This is a genomic window from Sphingomonas sp. GW821-FHT10F11 (assembly GCF_058809095.1).
This window is the reverse complement of record NZ_JBXASH010000002.1, coordinates 534,887-546,350: the sequence shown is the minus strand read 5'-3', so window position 1 is coordinate 546,350 and position 11,464 is coordinate 534,887. Positions and strand designations below refer to the sequence as shown.

The following is an 11,464-nucleotide window of genomic DNA, read 5'->3' as shown; positions in this document are numbered from 1 at the left end:
CACATGACCAGTCTTTCGCGCCGCGAGGCCCTCGCCGCCGCTGCCTTGACCACGCTTGCCGCCGCCATGCCCGCCTGGGCGCAGGATGCAGCCACCGCCGGCACCGTCGCCGCCTGGGACCTGAGCGAACTCTACCCCAATGACGCCGCCTGGGACGCCGCGCGCAAGGATGTGCTCGCGAAGATCCCGGGGCTGCTCAGGTTCAAGGGCACGCTCGGCACCAGCGCCGACTCGCTCGCCGCGGCGCTCGTCGCCCAGTCCGATCTCGGCCGCGTCGCCAGCCGGGTCTATACCTATATCAGCCTGAAGGCCGACGAGGACCTTCGCGTCGCCGCCGCGCAGGAGAAGCAGGCCCAGGCGAACGACATGTTCACCGCCTTTGGCGAGGCCACCTCCTGGATCGCGCCCGAACTGCTCGCGGTCGGCAAGGCGAAGATCGACGGCTTCGTCGCCGCGAACCAGACCCTCAAGAACCGCTTCGATTTCTACCTCGCCGACATATTGCGCCAGGAAGAACATACCCTCTCGCCGGAAGGCGAGAATCTCCTCGCCGGCACCGCCTCGCCCTTTTCGGGCGCACGCGACACGCGCGAGCAGCTCGTCGCGTCGGACATTCCCTGGCCGACCGTCACCCTGTCCACCGGCAAGCAGGTGCGGCTCGACGACCAGGCCTATACGCTCAACCGCGACGCGCCCAACCGCGCCGACCGCAAGCTGGTGTTCGACAGTTTCTGGGCCGAATATGGCAGGTTCCAGAGCTCGCTCGGCACCGCCTATCTCAGCCATGTGAAGGCCGACATCTTCCGCAAGAAAGCGCGCAGATACCCGACCTCGCTGGCGATGTACCTGTCGGGCAACAACGTGCCCGAGGCGGTATACCGCTCGCTCGTGGCCGAGACCAACAACGGCCTGCCCCAGCTCCACCGCTATTTCGAGCTGCGCCGCCGGATGCTCAAGCTGCCCGACATGGCCTATTACGACATCTATCCGCCGCTGGTTCAGCTCGACAAGAAGGTGACCGTGCCGGAGATGCGCACCACGACGATCGAGGCGGTCAAGCCGCTCGGTCCGGAATATGGCGCGCTGTTCGCCAAGGCGACGGCGGCGAAGTGGATGGACCCGCTGCCCCGCCCGGGCAAGAAATCCGGCGCCTATATGAACCCGGGCGCGTCGTACGACCTGCATCCCTATCTGCTGCTCAATCTCGGCGAGAATTACGACGGGATGACGACCTATGCCCATGAATGGGGCCATGCGATGCACTCGCTGCTCGCCAACAAGAACCAGGTCTATGAGAAGTCGGATTACCCGATCTTCCTCGCCGAGATCGCCTCGACCTGCAACGAACAGCTGCTCGCCGCCTATATGGTCAAGCAGGCCAAGACCAAGGAGGAGAAGCTCTTCTATCTCGGCCAGCAGCTCGAGGCGATGCGCGGCACCTTCTACCGCCAGGCGATGTTCGCCGAGTTCGAGCTTGCCGTGCACGACCAGGCCGAGGCGGGCGAAGGCCTGTCGGGCGAGAAGTTCACCGCGATCTATCTCGACCTGCTGAAACGCTATCATGGCCCCAAGGTCGCGATCGACCCGGCTTACGCCGCCGAATGGGCGTATATCCCGCATTTCTATTCGAGTTTCTACGTCTATCAATATGCGACCTGCATCTCGGCCGCGTCCTATTTCGCCCGTTCGATCCTGAAGGGCGGCGCGAGGGAGCGGGACAATTACCTCGGCGTGCTGAAGGCGGGCGGATCCGACTATCCGGTCGAGATCCTGAAGCGCGCCGGCCTCGATATGGCCAGCCCCGCGCCCTACCAGGCGGTGGTCGCGACGTTCAAGGATACGCTGGATCAGGCCGAGGCGCTGATGGGGTGACGGGCTAAGTTTTCGAGCGCCCCCAACACATCTTCCGTCACCCCGGGCTTGTCCCGGGGTCCACTGTGCCGCACATCAAAGGCCAAGGCTCTTGCGGGCCAGTGGATGCGGGAACAAGTCCGGCATGACGATTGTCGACGGGGCCGGCCCTACGCCGGCCGGTAGCGCATGGCGACGTCGCACCGCTCATAGCGGGCGCCGAAATCGCGCATGATGTCGGCATCGTGCACGAAGCCCAGTTTCTCGTAGAGATGGATCGCCGGTTCGCTCTTGCGGTTGCTGAGCAGATAGAGCGTCTCCGCCCCCATGTCGGCGGCGCGCGTTATGACGGCGCGGAGCAGGAACTCCCCTGCCTTTCGCCCGCGAGCCGAGGCGAGCACGCCCATCTTGGTCAGCTCGAACTGCCCCGGCCCGGTTTTCCGCAGAGCACAAGTCCCGACCAGGCCTAGCCCCTCGGCCTCGACGAACAGGATGTCCCCGCCCGGATCGATGATCCGCTCGCGCGGATTCTCCAGCACGTCGCGGTCGGCCTGCTCCAGCCGGTACATCGTCTCGATCCACTCGATATTGATGTCGTGGAAATCGCGCGCCAGCGAATCGTCATAGCCCAGGATCGTCAGCCCGAGATCGGCAGCGCGCCGATCGAGCGGCTTCTCGTCGAGCGCCCGCTCGATCGCCGAGATCTGACCGAGCAGCGGGCCGGCCAATGGCGCGCACATCGCGGCGACCGCCATGTCGATCCGCGGCCAGACCTCGCGCTTCGACACCGCCATCGCCGCCTTGCCCGCATCGCTCAGCGACAGCGATTTCTGGCGTTGGTCCCGTCCCTCACGCGTCATGTCGACCAGCCCGAGCTCGATCAGCCTCGCCATGTTGCGCGTGACCCCGGGCTGGCTGATGCCGAGTGTCTCGGCGATCTGGCCGACCGTCATGCTGCCTTCGCGTTCGATCGCGGCCAGCAACGGATATTGACTCGGCTGGATGGGCAAGCCCGCGCCGGCCGCCACTTTCTGCACATCGGCCTGCATCCGCTCCGCCAGCCGCTTCAGCCGGGTCCCGAGAAAAAGATGCCCGAGTTCGGCAACGATATCGCCTGCCATGCGTCGCTTCTCCCAATCACATAACACGTTATATAACGCGGTATTTGATATGCAAGTGCCATGCGATCCAGGCGGGTTTTGTCACACCGCCACGACGAACCGTTGCGATGAAATTTCCTAAGCCATTGATTTTAACATATAATATTCGAAGGCTTCTGACATAAACCCTCGAACAGGTGTGCCAAAACTCTCCAACAGCCGGGGTGGCTTGTCGCTTACCCCTTCATCGCCTCGATCAGCTTCTTCACTTCCTGGCTGCGCCCGCGCGGCAGGATCAGCACATCGTTGCCGCTGGCGACGACGATCAGATCCTCCACCCCGACGATCGCAATGCGCACGCCGTCGCTCCGCACCAGGCAATTGGCGGTATCGATCGCGATGACCTCGCCGTGATGCACGTTGCCATCGGCGTCGCCCGTACTGATCTCGTGCAATGCGTCCCAGCTGCCGACATCGCTCCAGCCCATGCTGACCGGCACCACCGCGACTCGCTCGGCCTTTTCCATCACCGCATAGTCGATCGAATCCGCCGGCGAGGCGGCAAAGGCATCAGCGTCGGGGTAGATCCGGCATCCCTCGGTCAGCGCATCGGCCATCGCTTGCTGGCAGGCATGCAACATCTCGGGCGCATAGGCAGCGAGCGCGCCGAGATAGATATCGGCGCGGAACAGGAAGATGCCGCCGTTCCAGGCATGGTCGCCCGCCGCCAGCATCGCCTCGGCCTTGTCGCGCGGCGGCTTCTCGACGAACTTCGCCACGCGGTGGACGCCGCCCGAAATCTCCTCGCCGACATGGATCCAGCCATAGCCCGTCTCCGGCGCCTGCGGATCGATCCCGAAGGTGATCAGCCACCCTTCAGCGACCAAAGGCATCGCGGCATGGATCGCGGCGTGGAACGCCGGCACATCGGTGATGACATGGTCGGACGGCATCACCAGCAAAGGATCCGTCCCGCCGCCCGCCGCCAGCGCCGCCAGCGCGATCGCGGGTGCGGTGTTGCGGCCCATCGGTTCCAGAATCAGTGCCTGTGCCGCTGACTCGACCGCTTCGAGCTGCTCCTCGACCATATCGGCATGCAGCGCGTTGGCGACGACGATCGGTGCCGCGAACCGCTCCCCGCACGCGCGCCGCGCGGTCAGCTGGAGCATCGTATCCTCCGCCGTCAGCGCCAGCATCTGCTTGGGCCGTTCGGGTCGCGACATCGGCCAGAGGCGCGTGCCCGATCCGCCCGACAGGATGACAGGGATGATCGGCTTGGAAAGCGGCATTCGTTGATCTCCTGTGACGCGCTCCCTTAGCCCGGGAGGCGCGGCATAGGAACTGTCGTGGATCAAGGAAGGGTCCATCGACACACAAAAGCCCCCTCGAAGGAGAGGGCTGAACAAGGTGGCGAATCCTCTGAGTTCGCGGCGTTCAACCTTTGTTTGTCAATTTCTGCGACAGCCCGTGCAGCGTGTCGGATTTGTTTACACGTGGGTCGTAGAGGCTGGAACGACGATGATCAGGCTGTTCAAGCACTATATTCCCAACGCCGTGCTGCTGCTCGGCCTGTTCGACCTCGTCCTGCTGGTCGTCGCGGGGGAGCTTGGCTATTCGCTGCGCATCCATCAGATCGGCAGCCTGATCGATCCGATCGAGAACCGCATTCCCCAGCTCGTCACCTTCGCCGCCTCGGTCGAACTCGCGATGATCGCGGTCGGCGTGTACGGTGCCGGTGCGCTCCAGTCGCTGCGCTTTGCCGCCGCCCGGCTGCTCGTCGCGATCTCTCTGGGCGTGATCTTCCTCAGCGTGATCTTCTTCCTGGTACCCTCGATCACCTTCTGGCGCTCGAACCTGCTCTATTCGATGGGCATCGCGATCGGCCTGCTGGTCGCGCTGCGCATCCTGCTCGGCAAGACGCTCGGCGGCCAGGTGTTCAAGCGCCGCGTCGTCGTGCTCGGCGCGGGCGCCCGCGCCGCGCGGCTCAAGGCGCTCGCCGCCACGCCCGGCGCCGGCTTCGTCGTGGTCGGCTATGTCTCGATGAGCGAGCCGGCCCGGGTCATCCCCGAGGCGATCGCGCGCGACGCGATCTACAATCTTGCCGACCATGTCGTGCTGCTCAACGCCAGCGAAGTGGTGCTGGCGCTGGAGGAGCGCCGCAACGCCCTCCCGCTCAAAGACCTGTTGCGCATCAAGACCACCGGCGTTCACGTCAACGAGATCTCGACCTTCCTCGAACGCGAAACCGGCCGGGTCGATCTGCAGAGCGTCAACCCGAGCTGGCTGATCTTCTCCGATGGCTTCTCCTCCGGCCGCATGCTGTCGAGCATGTTCAAGCGGCTGTTCGACATCACCGCCAGCCTCGCTTTGCTGGCCCTGACCCTGCCGCTGATCCTGGTCACCGCGATCGCGATCAAGCTGGAGAGCAAGGGGCCCGCTTTCTACCGCCAGCGCCGCGTCGGCCTGTACAGTGTCGGCTTCGACGTCATCAAATTGCGCTCGATGCGGCAGGATGCCGAGGTCGACGGCAAGGCGGTATGGGCGGAGAAGGACGATCCGCGCATCACCCGGATTGGGCGAATCATCCGCAAGCTGCGCATCGACGAACTGCCCCAGACCTGGTCGGTGCTGAAGGGCGAGATGAGCTTTGTCGGCCCGCGGCCCGAGCGTCCGCAGTTCGTCGAGGACCTCGAGCAGCAGCTCAATTATTATGCCGAGCGCCACATGGTGAAGCCAGGCATCACCGGCTGGGCGCAGATCAACTATCCCTATGGCGCCTCGATCGACGATGCCCGGCAGAAGCTGGAATACGACCTGTATTACGCCAAGAACTACTCGCCCTTCCTCGACGTGCTGATCCTGCTGCAAACGATCCGCGTCGTGCTCTGGCCGGAGGGGGCACGCTGATCCGATGCCGGTGACGGCCATCCTGTGGAGCCACGCGCTCGCCGCCCTGCTCTTCGCGGGCGTCGCGCTGACTCGGCTGCGCGATGCCGGGACCGCCCTGCCCCGTCTGACCTTCGTCGTCGCGCTCGGCGTCACCGCGCTCTGGGCGCTGGCCGTGGCGGGCATCGGGCCATCCGACCTGGTGACCCGCATCGCCGAAAGCGCGCGCAACATCGCCTGGCTCGGCTTCATGTTCGTGCTGGTCCGCCGCGACGGGGGCGGGCCCGAGGCGCGCGCGGTCGCGATCATTTACGGCGTCGTGGCCATTTTGGTCATCATGGGGGCCGGCCTCGCGGTCGCCGATGAGACGATCGGCCCGGGCGTGGTGCCGGCGCTCGGCACGGTGCGGACCCTGCTCCGCGCCATGGTCGCGATCAGTGCGCTGGTCCTGGTCAACCATCTCTATTCGGCCGTCGCCCCCCGTGCGCGCGGCGGCATTTCGCTGGTGGTGATCGCCCTTGCGGCGATGTGGGGCGTGGATCTGCTGCTCTATGCGACGACCTATCTGACCGGCAACGCGCCGAGCGAGTTGATCGCCGGCCGCGGCGCGGTCATGGTGCTGGCCGCGCCGGTGTTCGCCATCGCCGTTCACCGCAACGGCGACTGGACGCTCCAGCTGTCGCGGACGGTCGCGTGGCAGACGCTGACCTTTGCCGTCACCTTGCTCTATGCGGTGATCATGCTCGCCGCGACCAGCGCGATCGCTGCGTTCGGCGGCGACAATGCCCGCGTGCTGCAGACCGCCTTCGTCTTCGGGTCGACCGCCGCGGTGCTCACCATCCTCTCCTCGCCCTGGGTCCGCGCCTGGGCGAAGGTGAAGGTCGCCAAGCATTTCTTCCGTCACCGCTATGATTATCGCGCCGAATGGACCCGCTTCACCGATACCCTGGGCAAGCCCGGCGAAGGCGCAGCGCCGCTCGACGAGCGTATCGTCAAGGCGGTGGCCGACCTCACCGACTCTCCCGCCGGGCTGCTGCTCGTGCCCGAAGGGACAGGTCTTGGCATCGGTGCCGACTGGAAGTGGGCGCGCGACGGCCTGCCGCCGATCGGCGGTGACGAGGCGCTCGCGACCTATCTCGCCACCACCGGCCGGATCGTGGAACTCGACATGGTGCGCGGGGACACCGCCGAGCCGGGCGAACTCGCCAGCGTGCCCTTGTGGATGACCGACGAGAGCATCGCCTGGGCGCTGGTGCCCCTGGTCCATCTCGACCGGCTACAGGGCGCGATCCTGCTTGCCCGCCCGCCGGTCGACCGGTCGCTCGACTGGGAGGATTTCGACCTGCTCCGCATCGCCGGCCGCCAGGTGGCGAGCTATCTCGCCGAGGCACGCGCTCAGGAGGCGCTGTCGGATGCGCAGCGCTTCGACGAGTTCAACCGCCGCTTCGCCTTCATCATGCACGATATCAAGAATCTGGTGAGCCAGCTCACCCTGACCGCGCGCAATGCCGAACGGCATGCCGACAATCCCGAATTCCGCGCCGATATGATCGCTACCCTCCAGGATTCGGCCGGGCGTATGAACGACCTGCTCGCCCGCCTCTCCCAGCATCACTCCGGCCGCGCCGAGGAACTGCGCGCGGTCGAGGTCGCGCCGTTGGTCGAGCGGGTCGCGGCGCGGCGGCGCACATTGCACCCGATCGCCACCGTCTCGCGCGGCGAGGCGGTAGCGCTTGCCGACCCGGCCCGGCTCGAGCAGTTGCTCGGCCATCTGGTCCAGAACGCGATCGAGGCAAGCAACCCGGCCGAGCCCGTGACGATCGCGGTTGGAGCAAAAGACACACGAGTGGAGATCGACGTGATCGACAAAGGCTGCGGCATGTCGCCTGCCTTCCTGCGCGAAAAACTGTTCAAACCCTTTGTCTCGTCGAAGACCGGCGGCTTCGGCATCGGCGCCTATGAAGCGCTCCAGCTCGCCCAGGCGATGGGCGGCACGCTCGAGGTCACCAGCCGCGAGGGCGAAGGGTCGCGCTTCCGCGTCACCCTGCCCGCCGCGCGCGACATGCAGTTCGGGAAAGCGGCATGAACGGCACCGGCACCCCCAAACCCAAGCTGCTGATCGTCGAGGACGATCTCGGGCTGCAGCGCCAGCTACGCTGGGCCTATGAGGATTATGAGGTGATCGTCGCGAGCGACCGCGCCTCGGCGCTCGACGCGCTGCGCGCCGAGGAACCGGCGGTGGTCACGCTCGATCTCGGCTTGCCGCCAGACCCCGACGGCGTGACCGAAGGCTTCGCCACGCTCGAGGCGATCCTGGCGCTCAAGCCCGACACCAAGGTGATCGTCGCTTCCGGCCACGGTGCCCGCGAAAGCGCGCTCAAGGCGATCGGCGACGGCGCCTGGGATTTCTATGCCAAGCCGATCGACATCGACGCGCTCGGCCTGATCGTCGCCCGCGCCTTCCACGTCCATGCGCTCGAGGCGGAGAATCGCCGCCTCGCCGAGCGCCAGGACGGCGAGACGGCGCTGGGCGGCATGATTACGGCCTCACCCGAGATGCTGAAGGTGACGCGCACGATCGAACGCGTCGCCGGCGCCGATGTGTCGGTGATGCTGCTCGGCGCGAGCGGTACCGGCAAGGAACTGCTCGCCCGCGGTCTGCACGATGCGAGTTCCCGCGCGCGCGGCGCCTTCGTCGCGATCAATTGCGCGGCGATCCCCGACACGCTGCTGGAAAGCGAGCTGTTCGGGCACGAAAAGGGCGCGTTCACGGGCGCGGTCAAGACGACCGAGGGCAAGATCGAGCAGGCCAATGGTGGCACCTTGTTCCTCGACGAGATCGGCGACGTGCCGCTGCCGCTCCAGGTCAAGCTGCTGCGTTTCCTGCAGGAGCGCGTGATCGAGCGGATCGGCGGGCGCAAGGCCATCCCGGTCGACACCCGCATCGTCTGCGCGACTCACCAGGATATCGATACGATGGTCGCGGAAGGGCGCTTCCGCGAGGATCTTTATTATCGCCTCGCCGAGATCGTCGTGCGCATCCCGTCGCTCGCGGAGCGTAGCGGCGATGCCGGGCTGCTCGCACGGCATTTCCTGAAGAAATATGCCAAGTCGATGAACAGCGCGGTTACCGGCCTGTCGCCCGACGCGCGCTCGGCGATCGATGCCTGGGGCTGGCCGGGCAATGTCCGCGAGCTGGAGAACCGCATGAAGCGCGCGGTGATCATGGCCGAGGGCAAGCTGGTCACCGCCGCCGATCTCGACCTCGCCGAGGGCGCCGACGACCTGCCGCTCAACCTGCGCGCGGCGCGCGAGACAGCCGATCGCAAGGCGATCCGTCACGCCCTGACCCGGGCCGAGGGCAATATCTCGAACACCGCCAAGCTGCTCGGGGTGAGCCGTCCGACGCTGTACGACCTGCTGAAGAGCTATGACCTCCATGCTTGAGCAATCGCCGACCCGCTTTTCCGTTCGTGCCGAACCCGTCGCGGCACCGGACCTTCCCGCGCGCGCCAATGGGCGGCGGCGGCGGCGCTCCCGGACCAGGGCCGGGCGCACGCGGCGCTGGGGCGTGTTCATCGTCGCGAGCGGCGCGGCCCTGCTGTGCGCGCTGGCCTTCGCCTATGCGGTGACGCGCCCGGCGCGCACCGATGCCACCAGCGCCCGGGTCGAACTCGGCCAGAGCCTCGGCTTGCTCAAACTCGGCAATATCAGCGCCGCCCGCGCCCATGCCCAGGCGGCGATCAAGGCCGATCCCGACTGGGGCCTCGCCCATGCCGTGATGGCCCGCATCTTCCTCGCGCTCGGCGACGGCGTCGCGGCGGAAGGCGAACTGGGGCGTGCTCGGGTGGTCGGCTTCGACATCGAACGCGCACACCAACTCTATGCCCATGCCTGGCTGCTCCAGGGCGACGCCAAGCGCGCCCTGGCCGAGGCGGCCAGGGCCAAACCGCTTTATGCCGGCTATGCGGCACGCGTGAGTGCCCGGGCGCTCGCGGCGCAGGGCGATCTGCCGGGCGCGCAACGCACGCTCTCCGCCGTGTTGGCCGCAGCGCCGGACGACAGCGCCGCCTGGTCCGATCTTGGCCGGGTGCGTTACAATAGCGGCGATATTGCCGGCGCGATCGACGCCGCCACTCGCGCCCTCGCCATCGACCGCAACAATATCGAAGCGCTGACCTTGCGCGGCGAGTTGGTCCGCGGCCAATACGGCCTGGTCGCAGCCCTGCCCTGGTTCGAGCAGGCGCTGAAGCATGACGCCTATTTCCACCCGGCGCTGATCGAATATGCCGGCACGCTCGGCGATGTTGGCCGCTATGGCGACATGCTCGACGCGACGCGCAAGGCGCTCGCCGCGCGGCCTGGCAGCCCGCAGGCCTATTATCTCCAGGCGGTGCTCGCCGCCCGCGTCGGCAATTTCGATCTCGCCCGTACCTTGATGGAGCGGACGGCGGGACAGCTCGGCGACATCCCCGGGGCCCTGCTGCTCGGCGGCACCCTTGCCTATCAGGCCGGTGCTTACGAGCAGGCGATCGAGCAGTTCCGCCAGGTCGTCGGCCGCCAGCCGATGAACATCACCGCGCGCCGCCTGCTCGGCGCTGCGCTGCTGCGATCGGGCGACGCGAAGGGTGCGCTCGAGGCGCTTCGCCCGGTGGCGCTGCGCGGCGATGCCGACACCTATACGCTCAGCCTCGTCGCCCGCGCCTTCGAGCGCACCGGCGAACGCGACTGGTCGGGCAGGTTCCTCGACCGCGCCGCCTGGCCGTCACGCGAGGGATCGACCCCGTTCGGCACCGACGACAGCCTGCCGATCCTCGCCGCCGCCGCGAACGAGGCGCCCGACGATCCCGTGCGCCGGGTCGGCTATCTGCGTGGGCTGATCGATTCGGGCGATGCGGGCGACGCACTCGTCCAGGCCCAGGCACTCGCCCGCGACAACCCCGGCGCGCCTGCCGCGCATCTCGCGGTCGGTGACACGCTGATGGTGCTGGGCCGCTACGCCGATGCCGCCGCTGCCTATCGCCGCGCCGCCGACATTCATTTCGACGAACCGACCATGCTCCGCGCGGTCGACGCGCTCGACCGCGCCGGCCAGCGGCCCGCCGCGGCCAATGTGCTCGCGCTGTTCCTGTCGCAGAACCCGCAGAACATCGCCGGCCAGCGCCTCGCCGCGCACTGGCAGATCGCCGGCGGGGAATGGGATTCGGCGATCGAGACCCTGGAGGGCCTGCGTCAGCGCGTCGGCAACCGCGACGCCGCGCTGCTGGCTGAACTGGCTTATGCCTATCTCGGCGACGAAGACGATCAGACCGGGCTTGTCTATGGCAAGGCCGCCTACCGGCTCGCCCCGATGAACCCCGCCGCGACCGATGCCTATGGCTGGGCGCTCTATCAGTCGGGCGAGAATGGCCCGGCGCTGCAACTGCTCGAAAAGGCCGTGTCGATCGCGCCCGACCATGCCGTGCTGCGCTGGCACCTTGGCCAGGTCTATGCCGATCTCGGTCGCAAGGCGGCGGCGGCGGAGCAGATCCAGGCGGCACTGGCAGACCCGAGCTTCCAGGACCGGGATGCGGCCCAGGCGGTGCTGAGGACGCTCAACGGCTGAACTTCTCCGTCATGCTGAACTT

General features: G+C 67.0%; 7 protein-coding genes. 5 read left to right on the top strand and 2 right to left on the bottom strand.

Annotated elements, in window-relative coordinates:
- Positions 1 to 3 precede the first annotated feature (3 nt).
- Complete coding sequence (pepF, locus tag AC1RT8_RS08905) at positions 4 to 1,872, top strand: oligoendopeptidase F (protein WP_493075252.1); 1,869 nt, start codon at positions 4 to 6, stop codon at positions 1,870 to 1,872.
- A gap of 149 nt (positions 1,873 to 2,021) precedes the next feature.
- On the opposite strand, the gene AC1RT8_RS08900 is transcribed toward pepF, so the two are convergent.
- Together AC1RT8_RS08900 and AC1RT8_RS08895 are read right to left on the bottom strand one after the other, a co-directional pair.
- Positions 2,022 to 2,972, bottom strand: coding sequence for a bifunctional helix-turn-helix transcriptional regulator/GNAT family N-acetyltransferase (locus AC1RT8_RS08900; protein WP_493075251.1), 951 nt, complete (start codon positions 2,970 to 2,972; stop codon positions 2,022 to 2,024).
- A gap of 215 nt (positions 2,973 to 3,187) precedes the next feature.
- Positions 3,188 to 4,240 (bottom strand): mannose-1-phosphate guanylyltransferase/mannose-6-phosphate isomerase, encoded by a 1,053-nt coding sequence (locus AC1RT8_RS08895; RefSeq protein ID WP_493075250.1) that lies wholly within the window; start codon positions 4,238 to 4,240, stop codon positions 3,188 to 3,190.
- Positions 4,241 to 4,469: 229 nt separating this feature from the next.
- Here AC1RT8_RS08895 and AC1RT8_RS08890 point away from each other — a divergent pair, with 229 nt between their 5' ends.
- From AC1RT8_RS08890 to AC1RT8_RS08875, 4 genes are read left to right on the top strand one after another with little or no spacing between them, the layout of a single operon-like run.
- Positions 4,470 to 5,858 carry a TIGR03013 family XrtA/PEP-CTERM system glycosyltransferase gene (locus AC1RT8_RS08890; protein ID WP_493075249.1) on the top strand — a complete coding sequence of 463 codons (1,389 nt, stop codon included), beginning with the start codon at positions 4,470 to 4,472 and terminating at the stop codon, positions 5,856 to 5,858.
- 4 nt (positions 5,859 to 5,862) lie between these two features.
- Positions 5,863 to 7,923: an XrtA/PEP-CTERM system histidine kinase PrsK gene (gene prsK / locus AC1RT8_RS08885; protein ID WP_493075248.1), complete on the top strand. Its 2,061-nt coding sequence runs from the start codon at positions 5,863 to 5,865 to the stop codon at positions 7,921 to 7,923.
- Positions 7,920 to 9,284, top strand: coding sequence for a PEP-CTERM-box response regulator transcription factor (gene prsR / locus AC1RT8_RS08880; RefSeq protein ID WP_493075247.1), 1,365 nt, complete (start codon positions 7,920 to 7,922; stop codon positions 9,282 to 9,284). The genes prsK and prsR overlap by 4 nt, the downstream gene beginning before the upstream one ends.
- On the top strand, positions 9,268 to 11,442 hold the full coding sequence (locus AC1RT8_RS08875) for a tetratricopeptide repeat protein (protein ID WP_493075246.1): 2,175 nt from the start codon (positions 9,268 to 9,270) through the stop codon (positions 11,440 to 11,442). Before prsR ends, AC1RT8_RS08875 begins: the two co-directional genes overlap by 17 nt.
- The last annotated feature ends 22 nt before the right edge of the window (positions 11,443 to 11,464 follow it).

What these genes read in the sequence shown, in the direction of transcription:
- AC1RT8_RS08900 (WP_493075251.1), bottom strand. Translation starts at nt 2,972, where the DNA reads ATGGCAGGCGATATCGTTGCCGAACTCGGGCATCTTTTTCTCGGGACC.
- AC1RT8_RS08895 (WP_493075250.1), bottom strand. Translation starts at nt 4,240, where the DNA reads ATGCCGCTTTCCAAGCCGATCATCCCTGTCATCCTGTCGGGCGGATCG.
- pepF (WP_493075252.1), top strand. Translation starts at nt 4, where the DNA reads ATGACCAGTCTTTCGCGCCGCGAGGCCCTCGCCGCCGCTGCCTTGACC.
- AC1RT8_RS08890 (WP_493075249.1), top strand. Translation starts at nt 4,470, where the DNA reads ATGATCAGGCTGTTCAAGCACTATATTCCCAACGCCGTGCTGCTGCTC.
- prsK (WP_493075248.1), top strand. Translation starts at nt 5,863, where the DNA reads ATGCCGGTGACGGCCATCCTGTGGAGCCACGCGCTCGCCGCCCTGCTC.
- prsR (WP_493075247.1), top strand. Translation starts at nt 7,920, where the DNA reads ATGAACGGCACCGGCACCCCCAAACCCAAGCTGCTGATCGTCGAGGAC.
- AC1RT8_RS08875 (WP_493075246.1), top strand. Translation starts at nt 9,268, where the DNA reads ATGACCTCCATGCTTGAGCAATCGCCGACCCGCTTTTCCGTTCGTGCC.